General features: G+C 72.7%; 14 protein-coding genes. 7 read left to right on the top strand and 7 right to left on the bottom strand.

The genetic code is table 11. The features are described 5' to 3' along the window. The 4 genes from AF1_RS21030 to AF1_RS21015 form a co-directional block, all read left to right on the top strand. Nucleotides 1-864, top strand: an 864-nt coding sequence (locus AF1_RS21030; RefSeq protein ID WP_169804051.1) for a RecB family exonuclease, incomplete at its 5' end; no start/stop codon positions are given. A 15-nt stretch (nt 865-879) separates the two neighbouring features. Beyond that, nucleotides 880-4,227 (top strand): ATP-dependent helicase, encoded by a 3,348-nt coding sequence (locus tag AF1_RS21025; RefSeq protein WP_067801854.1) that lies wholly within the window; start codon nt 880-882, stop codon nt 4,225-4,227. Between the two features lie 93 nt (nt 4,228-4,320). Beyond that, nucleotides 4,321-5,100: a class I SAM-dependent methyltransferase gene (locus tag AF1_RS21020; protein ID WP_067801852.1), complete on the top strand. Its 780-nt coding sequence runs from the start codon at nt 4,321-4,323 to the stop codon at nt 5,098-5,100. Nucleotides 5,101-5,153: 53 nt separating this feature from the next. Then, entirely contained in the window at nt 5,154-5,459 is a 306-nt protein-coding gene (locus tag AF1_RS21015) for a hypothetical protein (RefSeq protein WP_067801849.1), read from the top strand. Between the two features lie 53 nt (nt 5,460-5,512). Here the strand turns inward: AF1_RS21015 and AF1_RS21010 are convergent, their stop codons facing one another. Together AF1_RS21010 and AF1_RS21005 are read right to left on the bottom strand one after the other, a co-directional pair. After that, complete coding sequence (locus AF1_RS21010) at nt 5,513-7,105, bottom strand: AMP-binding protein (protein WP_242608861.1); 1,593 nt, start codon at nt 7,103-7,105, stop codon at nt 5,513-5,515. Nucleotides 7,106-7,183: 78 nt separating this feature from the next. Beyond that, nucleotides 7,184-8,077: a LysR family transcriptional regulator gene (locus tag AF1_RS21005; RefSeq protein WP_067801846.1), complete on the bottom strand. Its 894-nt coding sequence runs from the start codon at nt 8,075-8,077 to the stop codon at nt 7,184-7,186. A 71-nt stretch (nt 8,078-8,148) separates the two neighbouring features. Between AF1_RS21005 and AF1_RS21000 the strand changes: the two genes are divergently transcribed. Both AF1_RS21000 and AF1_RS20995 read left to right on the top strand, forming a co-directional pair. Continuing rightward, on the top strand, nt 8,149-9,027 hold the full coding sequence (locus AF1_RS21000; protein WP_067801843.1) for a PhzF family phenazine biosynthesis protein: 879 nt from the start codon (nt 8,149-8,151) through the stop codon (nt 9,025-9,027). Nucleotides 9,028-9,072: 45 nt separating this feature from the next. Beyond that, a complete protein-coding gene (locus tag AF1_RS20995; protein ID WP_067801840.1) occupies nt 9,073-9,711 on the top strand; it encodes a DinB family protein in 639 nt (212 codons plus the stop codon). Nucleotides 9,712-9,816: 105 nt separating this feature from the next. On the opposite strand, the gene AF1_RS20990 is transcribed toward AF1_RS20995, so the two are convergent. The 4 genes from AF1_RS20990 to AF1_RS20975 are packed head-to-tail and all read right to left on the bottom strand — an operon-like array spanning nt 9,817 to nt 15,165. Next, nucleotides 9,817-10,896: an alanine racemase gene (locus tag AF1_RS20990; RefSeq protein WP_067801837.1), complete on the bottom strand. Its 1,080-nt coding sequence runs from the start codon at nt 10,894-10,896 to the stop codon at nt 9,817-9,819. Continuing rightward, entirely contained in the window at nt 10,893-12,494 is a 1,602-nt protein-coding gene (locus AF1_RS20985) for an IucA/IucC family protein (protein WP_067801834.1), read from the bottom strand. Before AF1_RS20985 ends, AF1_RS20990 begins: the two co-directional genes overlap by 4 nt. Beyond that, entirely contained in the window at nt 12,485-14,059 is a 1,575-nt protein-coding gene (locus AF1_RS20980) for an IucA/IucC family protein (protein WP_131732706.1), read from the bottom strand. Before AF1_RS20980 ends, AF1_RS20985 begins: the two co-directional genes overlap by 10 nt. Further along, on the bottom strand, nt 14,056-15,165 hold the full coding sequence (locus AF1_RS20975; protein WP_242608862.1) for an ATP-grasp domain-containing protein: 1,110 nt from the start codon (nt 15,163-15,165) through the stop codon (nt 14,056-14,058). Before AF1_RS20975 ends, AF1_RS20980 begins: the two co-directional genes overlap by 4 nt. A 178-nt stretch (nt 15,166-15,343) precedes the next feature. On the opposite strand from AF1_RS20975, the gene AF1_RS20970 reads away from it, so the two are divergent. Beyond that, on the top strand, nt 15,344-15,952 hold the full coding sequence (locus tag AF1_RS20970; RefSeq protein WP_067801824.1) for an HD domain-containing protein: 609 nt from the start codon (nt 15,344-15,346) through the stop codon (nt 15,950-15,952). A gap of 21 nt (nt 15,953-15,973) precedes the next feature. Here AF1_RS20970 and AF1_RS20965 read toward each other — a convergent pair whose 3' ends face one another. Beyond that, complete coding sequence (locus tag AF1_RS20965; RefSeq protein ID WP_067801818.1) at nt 15,974-16,246, bottom strand: DUF4031 domain-containing protein; 273 nt, start codon at nt 16,244-16,246, stop codon at nt 15,974-15,976. Nucleotides 16,247-16,253: the final 7 nt, after the last annotated feature.

Below are 16,253 nucleotides of genomic sequence, written 5' to 3'. Positions count from 1 at the left end.
CTCGCGCGCGCGGGCGTGCGCGGCGCGCGGCCGGAGAACTGGTACGCCATCACCGCGCTGTCGGCCTCCGGGCCCGCGTTCGCCGAGGACGAGCAGATCACGATCTCCCCGTCCCAGGTCGAGGCGTTCACCACCTGCGGGCTGCGCTGGCTGCTCGCCTCGGCGGTCGGCGCGCAGGAGGGCGGGCCCAACGAGTACAGCACGATGGGCAAGGTCGTCCACGCGGTCGCCGAGATGGCCGGCGCCGACGACGGGATCGACGAGGTCCACGTCGCGCGGCGGCTCGACGAGATCTGGAACGACCTGGAGTTCCGCAGCTCCTGGTACTCGGAGAAACAGCGCGAGCAGGCCACCGCGATGGTCGACAGGTTCCTCGCCTGGCACCGCGACAACCCCAACGAGGTCGTCGCGCTGGAGGAGGCGTTCAAGGTCGACCTCGGCCGCGTCGTCATCAAGGGCCGCATCGACCGCGCCGAACGCGACGACCAGGGCCGCGCGGTCATCATCGACATCAAGACCTCCTCCACGGCCGTCCCGAAGGACGACCTGGCGCGGCATCCCCAGCTCGGGGTCTACCAGTACGCGGTGATGCTCGGCGCGTTCGAGCGGCACGGGCTGATCGAGCCCGGCGGCGCCAAGCTCATCCAGGTCGGCAAGGCCGCGTTCGCGGCGCGGGCGCGGGAGCAGGAGCAGCCGCCGCCCGGCGAGGACGCCGACCCCGAATGGCCCAAGAAGCTCATCGAGATCGTCGCGACCGGCATGGCGAGCGAGGTGTTCCAGGCGCGGGCGAACGACAAGTGTCGCACCTGTCCCGTACGCTCCTGCTGTCCCGTCCATGACGAGGGCGGTCAGGTCGGCGAGTAGCTCGGGGGGAGCGAGGTGATCACGCCGGGAGAGCTGGCCCGGCTGCTGGAGATCCCCGAGCCCACCGAGGAGCAGGCCCGGGTGATCGAGGCGCCGATGGCGCCGATGGCGGTGATCGCGGGCGCCGGGTCCGGCAAGAGCGAGACGATGGCCGCGCGGGTCGTGTGGCTGGTCGCGAACGGCTTCGTCCGGCCGGAACGGGTGCTCGGGCTGACGTTCACCCGCAAGGCCGCCGCCGAGCTCGGTGTGCGGGTCCGCAAACGGCTCGACCGCCTGCGCGAGGTCCTGCCGGCGAGCGAGCTTGAGCGGCTCGGCGGCGAGGCCCTGTTCGACGGCGAGCCGATGGTGTCGACGTACCACTCGTACGCGGCGCGGCTGTTCGGTGACCACGCCCTGCGCGAGGCGCTCGAACCGACCATGCGGCTGATCTCACCGGCCGTCGCCTGGCAGATCTGCTCGCGGGTGGTCGACACCTACAACGGGCCCATGGACCGCATCGACTGGCAGCCCGACACCGTCACCAAGGCCGTCATGGAGCTGGCCGGCGACCTGGCCGAGCATCTGCGGACCGGTGACGACATCCGCAAGGTCGGCGCCTGGCTGGACGAACGGTTCGCCGCGCTGAAGAAGCCGCTCAAGGCGCAGCGCGACATCCTCGCCAAGCACGCCGTCCGCGAGCAGCTCATGCCGCTGGTCGAGGCGTACGGACGGGCCAAGGCCGGCCGGGAGGTCATCGACCACGGCGACCAGATGGCCCTCGCCGCCCGTATCGCCCACGGGCATCCCGAGGTCGGGATGATCGAGCGGTCCCGGTTCTCCGTCGTCCTGCTGGACGAGTACCAGGACACCAGCCAGGCGCAGCTCGTCCTGCTGCGATCGCTGTTCGCGGGCGGGCACCCGGTGACGGCGGTCGGCGACCCGTGCCAGTCGATCTACGGGTGGCGCGGTGCGAGCGCCGGGAACCTGCTGCGGTTCGCCTACGACTTCCCGGCGCAGCCGGGGGCGGCGGGCGCGCGCCCGGTGCCGGCGCCGGTCGTCCAGCTGAGCCGCTCGTTCCGCAACGGCGAGCTGATCCTGGAGGCGGCGGCCCGGGTGCAGGAGGAGTTGCGGGCCGAGACGAAGGCCGTGCCCCGCCTCATCCCGGGCGCGGGGCGCGAAGGGCGCGGGCGCGTCGAATGCGCCCTCTTCTCCACCGTCGAGGACGAGGCCGACCGCATCGCCGCGCGCATCGCCGGGCTCCTGGCCGCCGACCCGGAGACGGCACCGGACGGCGGCCCGCAGCCCGAGCCGCTCCAGTACTCCGACGTCGCCGTCCTCGCGCGGAAGCGGTCGCAGTTCCCGCTGATCCGGCGGGCGCTGGAGGCGCGCGGCATCCCCGTCGAGGTGGTCGGGCTCGGCGGGCTCCTCACCGTCCCCGAGGTGCAGGACGTCGTCGCGACGCTGCGGGTCATGCACGACCCGACCGCCGGCGCGTCCCTCGCCCGGCTGCTGACCGGCCCGCGCTGGCGGCTCGGGCCGCGCGATCTCGTCGCGCTCGGGCGGCGGGCCCGCACGCTGGCGCAGGAGTCGGCGCGCGACGTCACCCCGCCGGAGGGCTCCGCCGAACCGGTGCCGGACGAGCCCCCGCCGGAGGGCGATCCGCTGCGGCAGCTCGTCGGCGAGCTGAACCAGGAGACCGGCAGCCTCGTCGACGCGCTCGACGACCTCGGCTCCCCGGAGGCGTACTCGCCCGAGGGCCACGGGCGGCTGCGCCGCCTCCGCGACGAGCTGCGCGCCCTGCGCGGCCAGGTCGGGCTGCCGCTGCCCGATCTGGTCACCGAGGTCGAACGGGCGCTCGGCCTCGACATCGAGGTCGCCGCGCGGTCCGGCCTGGACCCGGTGACCGCCCGCGCCGACCTCGACGCGTTCATCGACGCCGCCGCCACGTTCGCGGGCGACGCCGAGGACCCGACGCTCGGCGCGTTCCTCGCCTACCTCAAGGCCGCCGAGGCCGAGGAGTTCGGGCTGGAGGCCGGGCGGGTCGGGGAGACCAACAGCGTCAAGCTGCTCACCGTCCACGCCTCCAAGGGCCTCGAATGGCCGGTGGTGGTCGTGCCGGGCCTGTCGTACGTGCCGCAGAAGAACGGCGCCCCCGCCAAGGGCTCGATCTTCCCGTCACCGCCGCAGAACGCCACCCGCTGGACGGCGAACCCGCGCGTCCTGCCGTTCATGCTGCGCGGCGACCGCGCCGACCTGCCGCCGCTGAACGGGCTGGAGAAGGACGACCTCGCCGCGTTCGACCGGGCGTGCTCCGAGCGCGACCTGCGGGAGGAGCGGCGCCTTGCGTACGTCGCGGTCACCCGCGCGTCCAGCCTGCTCATCACGACCGGCTACTGGTGGGGTTCGTCGGGGCGCCCGCTCGGCCCGTCACCGTTCCTGGAGGAGGTGCGGGCCGTCTGCCTGGCGGGCGCCGGGTCCGTCGCCGTGTGGACCGACCCGCCCGAGGAGGGCACCGAGAACCCGCTGCTCGCCGACCCCGAGGAGGCGCGGTGGCCCGCCGCGCCCGGGGAGCGCGGCCGTTGCGATCTCACCGCCCGCGAACGGTACGAGGCGGTCGTGGCGGCCGCCCGCATGGTCGAGGACGAGATGACCGGGCGGACCCGGCACTGGCCCGGCCGCACCGGGCTGTCGGACGCCGACCGGGCCCGCATGACCGCGTGGGCGCGCGACGTCGAGCTGCTGCTCGCCGAACGCGACCGGGGCCGTTCCGGTGACGGCCTGCTCGTCGAGCTGCCCGCGCACCTGTCGGTGTCGTCGCTGGTGTCGCTGGCGCGTGACCCGGCGGCGCTGGCCCGGCAGATCCGCCGCCCGATGCCGCGGCCGCCCGCCCCCTACGCGCGGCGCGGCACCGCGTTCCACGCCTGGCTGGAGAGCCGCTGGGGGCAGCAGCGCCTCATCGACCCGGACGAGCTGCCCGGCGCCGCCGACGAGGGCGCCGCGGGCGACGCGCACCTCGCCCGGCTGCGGGCGCGCTTCGAGGAGTCGCAGTGGGCGTCCCGCGAACCGCTCGACATCGAGGTGCCGTTCGAGACCATCATCGGCGACCGGCTGGTCCGCGGCCGGATGGACGCGGTGTTCCGCTCCCGGGACGGCTACGAGGTCGTCGACTGGAAGACCGGCTCGCCGCCGCCGGAGGAGGAGGCGCGGTTCGCGTCGGTGCAGCTCGCCGCGTACCGGCTGGCGTGGGCGCAACTCGCCGGGGTGGACGTCGCGAAGGTCAGCGCGGCGTTCCACTATGTCGGCGCCAACGTCACCGTCCGCCCGGCGGACCTGCTGGACGCCGACGGGCTCGCCGCGCTGCTCGACGGCGTCCCGGCGGTGTGATTCGTCCCTGAAACGGGTGATGAGCCTCACTCCCCCCTGTTCACCGTGCGTGCTTTCGGGGGATGATCCGGGCAACCATCCCAGGGAGGCGACGTGACGGTGACGCATGACGAGAAGGTCGTACGGGAGTTCTCCAAGCAGGCGGCGGGGTTCGCCGACCCGAGGCTGAACGGCGCGTTCACCCGTCATCTGGACCGGCTCGTCCGCTTCATGGACCCCGAACTCGACCTTGAGGACGTCGTGCTGGAGGTCGCGGCCGGCACCGGCATCGTGTCCCGCGCGATCGCCCACCGCGTCCGGCACGTGACGGCCCTCGACCTCACGCCCGCGATGCTCGCCGAAGGCAAACGCGACGCCGACCACGCGGGCATCACGAACATCACCTTCACCCGCGGCGACGGCACCGCGCTGCCGTACGTGGACCGGTCGTTCACGCTGGTCGTCACCCGGTTCTCGCTGCACCAGGTCGCCGCCCCGGCCGCCGTCGTGACGGAGATGGCCCGGGTCAGCCGGCCCGGTGCCGCGCTGATCATCGCCGACCTGGTCCGCCCGGACGGCCTGGCGGGCGACCCCGACCGCATCGAGCGCCTCCGCGACCCCTCGCACGGCACCGCGCTCACCGAGGCGCAGATCGCGGACTTCGTCACGGCGGCCGGCGCGGAGGTGAAGCGCACCGAGCGGTTCGACTACGTCCGCCCCCTCGACCCGTGGCTGGAGTTCGCGCGCACCCCGGCGGAGGACGCCACGCGGATCCGGCGGGAACTGGAGGACGAACTGGCGGGCGGCCCGGCGACCGGCATGCGCCCGAGCAGGGTCGACGGCGCCCTGCACTTCACGCATTCGTACCTGTTCGCGCAGGCGATCGTCGGATAACTTTTCGACCGTATGTTCGGCGCGGATCGCTCATATGTTCTATGTTGTCGAACATGGGTTCCAACACCGTGCGGTCCCTCGATCGTGAGCCCGCCGCGCTGGCGATGCGCATCGGCGTCGCCGCGGCCGAGGCCGCCCTCGCGACCTTCGCCCGCAACCTCGACCTCGACGACCTCGCGGACGGCGTCGACTTCCAGGGCGCCATCGGCCCCGCCGAATGGCCGGTGTTCTCCCTGGTCATCGACACCCTCGCGGAGGCCGCCCCGGGCGATCACCGCACGTTGGACGAGCGCCGCGCGGGCGCCCTCGACGACCTCGCCCGCATCTGCATCGCCGCCAGGAACCGGGGTGCGGCGTGAGCGTGTGACCGGGCGCGTCCGGGACCGTGCGGCCTTGGGCCCGGGCGCCGCCCTCAGTCCGGCGGCGCCCCGGTCCTGACCTTGCCGGTGCCGGTGCGCGGCAGCTCCCGGACGAACCGCACGTCGCGCGGCACCTTGTACCGGGCGAGGTGCCCGCGCACGTACTCCCTGAGGTCGTCCTCGGTGACCGCCGATCCGGCCTTCCGCACGACGCGGGCGGCGAGCCGCCGGCCGAACTGCTCGTCGTCCACGCCGGTCACCGACACCTCCGCGACGTCCGGGTGGCCGCCGAGCAGGTCCTCGACCTCGCCGGGGAACACGTTCTCCCCGCCGGACACGATCATGTCGTCGGCGCGGCCGTCGATGAACAGCCGCCCCGCCGCGTCGAAGTGGCCGAGGTCGCCGGTGCCGGTCAGGCCGCGCAGGACGTGCTTGCCGCCGCCCCCGGTGTAGCCGGCGAACCGCAGGCCGCCGCCGGTGTAGATCTCCCCGGTCTCGCCGGGCGGCAGTTCCCGTCCGTCCTCGCCGAGGACCTTGACGGTCAGCCGGTACGACGGCCTCCCGGCGGTGCCGGGCGCGTTCCGCAGGTCCTGCGGTGTGGCGATCGTGGCCCAGCCCGTCTCGGTCGCGCCGTACACGTTGACGAGGACGTCGCCGAACGCGTCCATGAACGCCTCCGACAGGTGGGGGTGGAGCACCGAACCGCCGGACACCACCACGCGGAGGGCCGGGGTCCGCGGCCGGTCGTCCACGGCCAGGATGCGCTGGAGCATCACCGGCACGGCGACCAGCGCCTCCGCCTCGTGGTCGGCGATGGTCCGCAGGATCTCCCGCGCATCGAACCTGCGGGGCAGCACGAGCGGCATGCCCATCGCGAGCCCCACCGCCGTGTAGGCGAGGCCCAGGATGTGGAACAGCGGCGGTGCGATCACGATCGGCGCGCCCGACCGGAGGGGGACGCGCATGAGATGGGTGAGCGCGACGGGCACCAGCGCCGACAGCGACATGTCGTGCCGGGCGCCCTTCGGCGTGCCGGTGGTCCCGGACGTCATCACGATCACGTTGCCGGTGCGGCCCGGGACGATCGGCTCGGGCTCGGTGCCGCCGATCAGCGAGTCGATCGTGTCCGCCCCGGTGCCGGCCCAGGCCAGGAGGCGCCGCCCGGCGAAGCCGGACCCGTCCACGGTGGCGGTGAACTCCTGATCGTGGACGAGCAGCTCGATTCCCTCGCGTTCCGCCACCTGGCCCAGCTGGGTGGCGGAGAAGTCGGTGTTGAGCAGCACGATGTCGTTGCCCAGGCGGGACGCCGCGAGAACCGTCTCCACGAACCCGCGATGGTTGCGGCACAGGACGCCGACGCGTCCGTCCCCCATCCGGCTTCTGAGGGCGGTGGCCAGCGACGCCGCGTGCTCCTCGAGCTCCGCGCAGGTGAGCGTCCCGCGCTCGTCGATCAGCGCCGTCCGGCAGGGGAACCGCAGTGCGGCCATCGCGCCGAGCGTCGCGGGCACCGGCCCGAACCGCGCGTAGGAGAAGACGAGCCGGGCCGCCCGGTCGGGGCGGATGGGCCGCAGGACGCCCGCGTCCCGCACGGCGCGGGTCGCTCTGACTCCGAGTCCCGCGACCGAACGCATCCGATCGAGCACCACTGAACCCTTCCTTTGCGGCCCGTCCATGAGCTGCCCGGCGGGCATACCCGGCACTTCAGAGGATATGTAGAGCTGTCGTCAGGGTGTGCGCGGAAGCGCCGCGGTCAGGATGCCGTGGACGGCCCGGACGGCGGGGGAGCGCCATCCGGCCGCGGGTTCGGCGAGCCACAGGTGCTGCCGGGACAGCCCGCCCGGTGGCCGCAACTCGGCCAGCCGCCCGTCGGCGAGTTCGCCGGCGACCGCGACCGCCGGCAGCAGGGCCACACCGAGCCCGGCCTCGGCGCATCGCTTCGCCGTCTCGATGCCGCCGAAGCGGGGCGGCGTCGTCGTGGGGTCGCTGGACGCCACCAGGGCCGCGAGTTCGTCGCTGTAGGAGCAGCCCTCCTCCAGCAGGAGGACACCCGCCGAGGCCAGCTCCGCCGGCGTGAGAGGGCGGTGCCGGGGAAGGCCGGTGGCGGCCGCCGCGACGAGGGACAGCGGCTGGGCCCCGAGGTCCACCAGGTCCACATCGGGCGGGCTCGGCGAGGGTTCGAGGATCAGGGCCAGGTCGGCGCGGCGGTCGGCGAGCGCGGTCAGCGCCGTCCGCGTGTCGGAGGGGAACAGCGACAGGCTGACGTCCGGGAGCTTCGCCCGCACCTCGGGCAGGACGGGTGCCAGCCAGTAGGCGCACACGGACTCCGGGGCCCACAGCCGTATCGGGCCGGCCGGCTCGGTGGCCGCGGCGGTGAGCTCGGTGAGCATCCGTTTCTCCAGGTCGAGGATCTGCCGGGCATGCTCGGCCAGCAGCGCGCCGGCGCGGGTGGGGGAGACGCCACCGGGACGCCGGTCGAGCAGCGGCGTTCCCACCTGGCGTTCCAGCGCCTGGATGTGCGCGGTGACCGTGGACTGCACGAAGCCGAGTTCCGCCGCCGCGGCGGTGATCCCGCCGACGCGGAGGACGGTCAGAAAGCTGCCGAGCAGGCGCGTGTCCATCGACGACTCCGATGTGCTCCATCACAATTCATCGTTGGACGCGATACTAGGCGGGGCTGCAGACTTCCGGCATGAGCAGCCCGGCAAGAACAGGCGAGCGTTCCGCCGCCCTGCGTTACACCGCCTTCGACGTGAACGGCGAGGGCGGCAACCCGGCCGGTGTCGTTCTTGACGCACGGGGGATGGACGCCACGCGGATGCAGGAGATCGCCGCCGAGATCGGATTCTCCGAGACCGCCTTCCTGATGGACGACGGAGGCGCGGACGAGCGCCGCTTCACGATCAGATACTTCAGCCCCCTGGCCGAGGTCGCCTTCTGCGGGCACGCGACGATCGCCACCGCCGTCGCGCTGGCGGAGCGGCAGGGCACCGGACGTCTCCGGCTCAACACCTCCGCCGGGGAGGTCGGCGTCGAGACACGGCCGGTGGACGGCCGCATCCTCGCCACCCTCACGAGCGTCGCCCCGGCCGTCCGCGACGTCGGCGAGGCCGATCTCGCCTCGGCCCTGAAGGCGCTGCGCTGGAACGCCGCGGAACTCGATCCGCTGCTCGCGCCGCGCATCGCCAACGCGGGCAACGACCACCTCGTCCTCGCGGCGTCCTCCCGCGCGCGGCTCGCCGACCTCGACTACGACCAGGGGGCGCTCGGCGGCCTGATGGCACGCCGCGGCTGGACGACCGTCCACCTGGTCTGGCGGGAGTCGGCGACCGTCTTCCACGCCCGCGACCCGTTCCCGCCGGGCGGGGTCGTCGAGGACCCGGCCACCGGCGCCGCCGCGGCCGCCTTCGGCGGGTACCTGCGGGCGCTGGAACTCGTCCGGCCCCCGGCCCGGATCACGATCCACCAGGGCGCGGACATGGGCCGGCCCAGCCGGCTGCTCGTCGACGTGCCGGCGGGGGACGGCAGCGGAATCAAGGTGAGCGGAACCGCCGCCCCGATCCCCGGTTGAGGACCTGACCGTTCGGCGGGCCCGGGAGATCGGTACGGTCGGGGGATGCCTCGACCAGTGGATCCCGTCACCGCGGACGACCTCGACCGGACCGTCCAGCTCGCCATCGCCGTCCTGCGCGAGGTGCCGCCGGAGGCGTGGGAGGAGAAGGCCGGCTCGCTGGAGTGGACCTGCTGGGAGACCGTTGAGCATCTGGCCAACGCCTTCTTCTCCTACGCTACGCGGCTGGCCCCGAAGGAGCCCCCGCTCAACGGCAGGGTGCCCTTCCCGCGGTGGAGCCGCCGCGCCGGCGGCCCCCAGAACGCCGTCCACGCGGACCCCGACGCCGGCCCCGCGGGCCTGCTACAGGTACTCGACGCGTGCGGCGGCCTCCTGGTCGCCATGGTCCGCACGGCCTCCCCGGAAGTCCGCGCGCACCATCCCTGGGGCGTATCGAACCCCGAGGGCTTCGCCGCGATGGGCATCGTGGAAACCCTCGTCCACACCCACGACCTGGCGGAAGGTCTGGACATCCCCTGGGAACCGTCCGCCGCCCTGTGCTCCCGCGCCCTGCACCGCCTGTTCCCCGGCACCCCGGACGGCACGGAGCCCTGGCCGGCCCTCCTGTGGGCGACGGGCCGTACGTCCCTGCCGGGCAGGCCCCTCCAGACCTCTTGGCGTTGGCACGCCGCCCCTCGTCCCTGACCTGGGCTCACAGGGGGGCGAGACCGTCGCCGCGCTGTCGCCGGCCGGGGAGACCGGCGCCGGCGTCCAGAGCGGCGGGCAGGCTCTACATCTCCGTCCCGGCTGTCAGCGCAGGTAGTGGAAGGCCGGTTTCGGGTGCATCAGGAAGTCGTGGTGGGAGATGTTCCAGGCGTAGGCGCCGGCCATGGTGAACGCGACGACGTCGCCTGGGGTCAGGGGCGGGACGAGGACATCGCGGGCGAAGACGTCTTTCGGGGTGCACAACTGACCTACGAGTGTGGCCGGGCTCTCCGAGCCGGTTGCGGTGAGGACTTCGAAGGGCTGGTCGTGGCCTTTCGTGACCGGGGTTCTTAGGTGGTGGGTGCCGCCGCGGAGGATGACGTAGGTCTCGCCCCGGATCGTCTTCACATCGAGGACGTCGGTGACGTACCAGCCGTGATAAGCGGTGATGGCGCGACCGGGTTCGATGCGGATCCTGGCGGGGATGGAGGCCAGGCCCGTTCCGTAGGCGTGCCAGTCGAAGAGGGCTTCGGGGGAGGCGTAGTCGACGGCCATGCCGCCGCCCACGTTCAGTTCGGGTTCTTCTGCACCACGGGTGTTCAGCCAGGGAATCGCCCATTCGGCGATCCGGTGGGCCAGGTCGAGCATGGTGGGGGCGTCCAGGCCGGAGGCGAGGTGGGCGTGCACGCCCCGGAGGGTGAGGCGGGGGTTCCCGGCTATGAGGCGGGCGCATTCGTTGAGGGCGTCCTCGTCCATGCCGAAGGGGCCGCTCATGGTGAGGGCGGCGTTCGGGGTCTTCAGGGGGAGGTTCGCGCGGAGGAGGATCTCGGCGGAGCGGCCCAGGGCGACCAGGCGCGCGAGTTCGGTCGGGCTTTCCACGTGGATTCGGGTGGCGTTGTGGGCCAGGCGCAGTTCTTCGGGTGTCTTGCCCGGGCCGCCGAAAGCGACCGGCTTGCCCGGCAGGGTTTCGCGGACGTGAGTCAGTTCGCCGCCCGAGGACACCTCTATGCCGTCCACATGGGGCGCCAAGGTACGGAGTATCTCGGCGTCCGGGTTGGCCTTCGCGGCGTAGAACAACTCTGTGCCGCCCAAGGCCGTGCGGATGGCCTTGATGTGGTTTTCCAGGCCGGGCAGGTCGTAGATGTAGGCCGGGTAGGCGTCGAGGCTCAGGGCGAGTTCGTTCATAGCGGTCGGGGCGCGGCGAGCGGGTTCGGGGCCGGGACGTAGGCGGCGCCACGGTCGGCCATGCGGGACCAGCGCGTGCGGAGGTTCGCCTTGGCGGGCAACGGGACGCCGGCCAGCAGTGCCCTTACCTGCGGGTGATGGTCGTGGGCGGTGAAGTGCCCTCGCGCGATCTGCCATAGAGCCTGCTCCAAGGGCGGGTGGAGGTCCGCCACGGCGGCTGCGATCTCGGTGAGGTGGTTGACGAGGAGGCAGTAGACGACGCGGTTCCAGCCTCGGTCGGGCGCATAGGTGAGGCTTTCGGCCACGCGGGGTGGGACGTGTGCCAGGTCCCAGCGGCCCGCGGTCAGCTTGGTGCCTTCGAGGTCGCGGAACGCGGCGTGGACGGGCATCCCCGTTGCGTCGACGCAGACGAGAACGTTCTGGAGGTGCGGTTCAAGGACTATGCCGTAGTCCAGATAGGCGCTCAGGACGGGTGGTGCTACCTGGCCCACGTAGGCGTCCCACCATGCTTGGGCGCTCTCCGGGGTCGAGAGGGCGGGCAGGCCGGCGAGGAACGTGCTGTAGGGGTCGGCCAGGGCGCCGGCCAGGAGCGGTGTGCCGGGGAGGGGGGTGACTCCTTGGCGCAGGATCACGCCCAGCCCCTCGTAGAGGCGGCGGTCGGGGAGCGCGATGCTGCGGTAGGCGGGCTCTGCGAGGAAGGTCGCGTCCAGCTTCTCGAAGATGGGTTGCAGCAACGCGTTGAGGGTGATCGCGCCGGCCAGTTCGTACCAGGCGTTCTTGCGCACGCAGTTGGTGATGCGCACGTCCAGGCTGAACTTGCAGAACACGTCCGCGTCCGGCAGATACGCCGTCCGGACGGAAGAGGTCGGGATCGCTTCGACGCCGGACGGGCCGAGGTCGAGCACGAGGCCCTGCGCCAGCGCCCTCCGAAGGACGGGTTCGTCCGCCAGCAGGGAGTACTGCCACGGATGGACGGGGAGCGACTTTCGGCCGGGCGGCGCGGGCGGTCCGTACGACGACAGGGCCGTGAACGCCTCCGGTGCGCCTTCCTCGGCGATGAGGTCTTCCGGCACGGCCAGCCAGCGCGGACGGAAACGTGCCCCGGTCTCAGGCGCGTACCGGAGCCAGTCGCCTGGCGACCCCTGCCGCGACTTCGGGGAGGGGTGGAAGCGATGGCCCGCGATGAGAGCCTGTTCTGAGGCGATGTACCGGTCGTCCGGGGGTTCGCCCCTGGCGGCGATGATGGCGGTCAACGCGGTGTGGCTGTTGTCCACCTGGGCGAGGAACTCGGGGTTGGGGCGGCCGGTCGCGAGTTCCAGTTCCCCCGCGACAAGGTTCGCCAGCCTGTCCCAGGAAGCCGCGATCCACTCGTCTCCGCGCCGCTCCTCATACGGCGGTACCAGGCGGTAGGTGGGACCGACCGGGGGCCGGCTCAAGCCCGTCCGCAGGACGACGCCTGCGCGGGGCAGCCGGGCCACGAGGTGGCCGCCGTCCGGCCACACCTGCTGCTCGGGCGCGCAGACCTCCCGGATCAGGCAGTTGAGCAGCGCGGTCGAGGTGGCGTCGTCGGCCGTGACGGCCGGTCCGGTCAAAAGCACGTCGCGTCCCGTAGGTAGTTGGGCCCTGGCGGGCCGTAGTGCTTGTTGATGTCGGCCGCGCCGGTCCTCGCCTTGTCGACGAGGGTTCCGGCGGTGACCATGGCCTTGCCCGGCAGGGCGCCGGCGTCCAGCGTGCGGGAGCGCAGGAACGCCTCGCCCGGCCCGAGCGCCGCGTCCAGCCGCTCGCGGATCATCGTGAGCCCGGTGCGCCAGGGGAGCAGGCCGCGTTCGTCCAGTCCCAGTGCGGGCGCGGCGGCGCACAGGTGCAGCGTGATGGTGACGAACACGCGGGCGAGGGCCTCGGGGTCGCCGGTCGTCATCCTGCGGTCGATGAGGTCGCGCGGGTCCGTACCGGGGGACGGGCTGAGGTGCTCTCGGAGCCGTGCCGGGTCGATCAGCGCGCCGTCGTTGTCCTTGATGAGGAGGCGGAGCGGGGCGGCGTCGTCCAAGACGAGAGCGACGTTCTGCTGATGCGCCTCCAGCGCGATGCCATAGCGGAACAGCGTGACGTTCCAGGCGAACAACGCCGACAGGTAGGCGCCGAAGAGTTCTTCCACGTCCCAGCGCTCGATGACGTGGCCCCCATCGGGAGCAGCGGCGAGCAGCGCCGCCACCGGGACGATGTGCGCGCGCGCCGTCTCCGCAGGAAAACGCCGCACCATGTACGCGAGAAGCGGGTCGTCGGTGTGCCCGTAGGTCTGCTCGTCGGCGAGAAGGACGGGAAGCCCCGGTTCGCACGCGAGGACCTCGCGCAGGATGCGTTCGACCAGCGCGCCGTCCGCGAGCGTGCCCGGCATGATGGTCCGCCGGTTGCGGAGGCCCAGCGTGCTGGTCGGCAGCGGCATCTTCAGATGGGCGAGCGGCGCGACGACCACGGTGCGCATGGACAGGGTCGGCCCGGCCCGCAGATACGGGCCGGGCGCGAGGTCCGCGCCGGGCTGCTCGCGCACCCGCCGGACCGTCAGCGGATGGACGGGGAACAGCGCGCCGGCCGACTCCAGCCCCACGTCGGACGGGCGGGGCCACCAGCCGGGGAGCCGCCCGGAGAGCACCGGATCCCGGACCGACGCCCACCGCAGCGGGAACGACGGCGCGAACTCGGGGGCGTAGCGGCTCAGATCGGCCATGGAGAGGCCGGTGCGGCCCTGGCCGGCCGGATGTACCGGATGGTCGCCGTAGGCCGCGAGCGTTTCGTAGAACGTGCCGGGACCCCGGCGCAGCCCGTCCGGGATGCGGGCCAGCCGCCGGTGTACGGCCGGGCGTGCGTCGGAGCGCAGCGTCACGGCCGCCAGCGCGTCCAGGCACTCGCGCTCGAAGGCCGCCGTGTCGTCACGCGGATCGGCCACCGCACGGACTGCTTGGAAGACGTCCCTCAGCCGGAGACCCTGCCCAGGGTCGACGACGAGTTCGGAGAGGAAGACCGGACGTGCCCGCAGGAGCCGCACGGAACGGCCCGGCAGCTCCAGTGTCCGGTCCCGCACGAAGCGCCGTAAGCCCGCGTAGTCCTCGCGCAGGAGCGCGTCCAGGACGCGGGCCGCCAGCGGACCCTCGATGTCGCCGGTCACGCGATCGTCCAGTCGTGGGCGGCGCGGAAGCGCGCCAGTGCGGCCTCGACCTCCTCCGGCCCGGGACCGATCGCCCGCACGGTGCCCAGGTAGTCGCGGTTGGTGCGGGTGACGGCGACGGAATCTCCCACCGCGCGCTGAGGCCGGTAGGACAGCCGCACCGGGCCGTCCTCCATGAGCAGTGGGCCGGGCGCGGCGGTGAGCGTGCCGGAGCGGTCGGCGATGACCGGCTCCGCGATGGCGTGCCGCGGCCGAGGGACCGGCGGATCGGGCAGAGGCTCACCCAAGTGAACCCGCAGAATCTGCTCGAAGAGCGGAACGCCCAGCAGGTCGGCCAACAGAAAGTCACAGTGGTCGCCGATCAGCCGGTAGTTGACCTCGATGATCCGGGCACGGCCCTCATGGACGACGAACTCGGTGTGGCACGCCCCGAACCCGATGCCCAGCGCGTCCAACTGGCGCAACACCTGGGACGTCTCTGGGGGCGGCTCCGCCCACTCAAGGCGCTCCTCCACGAAGAAGGGCGGCGGCGAAAGGGTGGTGCGGAACGAGCCCAGCACGCGTCGTTCCCGCCCGTCGCCCAGCGTCTCCAACGTGTGGAGACGCCCCGGCAGGTACTCCTCCGCGACCAGTGGATCGTCCCGCCGTGCCGAGATCTCGCCGACGCGGGCGGCCAGTTCCCGGGCGTCCTCGACCAGGAACACGTCCTCGCTGGCGACACCCTCACGCGGCTTGAGGACGAGCGGATACGGCGCGTCCTCCGGTACCCGCTGCGCGTCCGCCGAGAAGACCGGGTCGATCGGCGCCAGGTGCCGGCGCATGAGGGCCTTGTTCTTCGCGCGGGCCGCCGCCCGCCAGTCCTTGCCGGGCAGGCCGAAATAGGCGGCCGCCAGCGCGGCGGGCACCTGCAGGAAGTCGCTGTTGGAGAAGACGGCCGCGGGCTCGCGGCCGATGTGGGGGACGATGTCCCGGAAGTCGGAGACGTCGCACTCGACGACCGGCCCGTCGAAGGCGTGCCCGCCGGCGCGGTGGGCGGCGGGACGGTCGGTCAGCAGCGTCACGTCGAGGCCGAGGCGCGCGGCGGCGGGCAGGAGTCCGTGCGTCACCGAGTCGGTCGCCTTCCCGGCGACCAAGTAGAGAGAGGCGGCCACAACCGGCCCTTCCAGTGAATGAGGTAAGGCTTGCCTAACTCGCGTTGATCATCATAGTGCCGGGCGGTCTCGCGTGCGCAAGGACGGCGGCATCGCGTGGCCCGGCTCTCCGGTGATCCGTCAGGATGGGGCCATGGATCTTGTCGACCGGTGGGTCGCGCTCGCGGGGCCTCACACCCGGCATATCGGGACGGAACTGGATGAGCGCTACGGCGAGCCGCACCGCCGCTACCACACCCGGGCGCATCTGACCGCCGTCCTCGACCTTGTGGACGAACTGGCCGGCCATGCCGCCGCCCCCGACCTCGTGCGGCTCGCCGCCTGGTTCCACGACGCCGTCTACGACCCCCAGCGCGCCGACAACGAGGAGCGCAGCGCCCGCCTCGCCGTCCGGATGCTCGCCGACACCGACCTGCGCGAAACCGATGTCGAGGAGGTCGTCCGGCTGGTCGAGCTGACCGCCGCGCACGCGCCGGACGAAGACGACCGCAACGGCCAGGTCCTGTGCGACGCGGACCTCGCCATCCTCGGCGCAGGCCCCGACCAGTACGCCGCCTACGCCGCCGCCGTCCGGGAGGAGTACGCGTTCGTCCCCGAGGAGTTCTTCCGTGCGGGACGGGCCGAAGTGCTCAACGGCCTGCTGAAACTGCCCAGGCTGTTCCACACCCCCGTCGCCCGCGACCGCTACGAAGAACGCGCACGCGACAACATCCGGACGGAGCTGATGCTCCTCAACGCCTAACGCGATGCCTAACGCGAACGCCTAACGCAGGCGCGGGCTGTACTCCTTGCGGCACCGCAACCCCGCCCGGGTGAGCCGCAAGAGCAGCTCTTGGCAGCCGACGGCCACCGCCCCCTGGAGCAACGCGGCCTCGTACAGCTCGGACGGGACGTCGTAGTGGTCGCGCTCGAACGCCCGCGGCGGCATCCCCAGATCCGCGGCGAACAGGTGCAGCTCCTCATACGACACGTCGCTCACCATGTGTGACCAGATACGGCCACGCGCGGGCCACAGCGGCGGGTCGATAAGGATCACGGCTGCT

This window comes from Actinomadura formosensis NBRC 14204, assembly GCF_001552155.1.
Lineage (GTDB): Bacteria > Actinomycetota > Actinomycetes > Streptosporangiales > Streptosporangiaceae > Spirillospora > Spirillospora formosensis.
Note: the sequence above shows the minus strand (reverse complement) of the source record. Positions and strands in the feature narration are given on the sequence as shown.

Coding starts and splice junctions, on each gene's coding strand:
- AF1_RS20970 (WP_067801824.1), top strand. CDS start 15,344: ATGGATCTTGTCGACCGGTGGGTCGCGCTCGCGGGGCCTCACACCCGG.
- AF1_RS21005 (WP_067801846.1), bottom strand. CDS start 8,077: ATGGACACGCGCCTGCTCGGCAGCTTTCTGACCGTCCTCCGCGTCGGC.
- AF1_RS20995 (WP_067801840.1), top strand. CDS start 9,073: ATGCCTCGACCAGTGGATCCCGTCACCGCGGACGACCTCGACCGGACC.
- AF1_RS21015 (WP_067801849.1), top strand. CDS start 5,154: ATGGGTTCCAACACCGTGCGGTCCCTCGATCGTGAGCCCGCCGCGCTG.
- AF1_RS20990 (WP_067801837.1), bottom strand. CDS start 10,896: ATGAACGAACTCGCCCTGAGCCTCGACGCCTACCCGGCCTACATCTAC.
- AF1_RS21000 (WP_067801843.1), top strand. CDS start 8,149: ATGAGCAGCCCGGCAAGAACAGGCGAGCGTTCCGCCGCCCTGCGTTAC.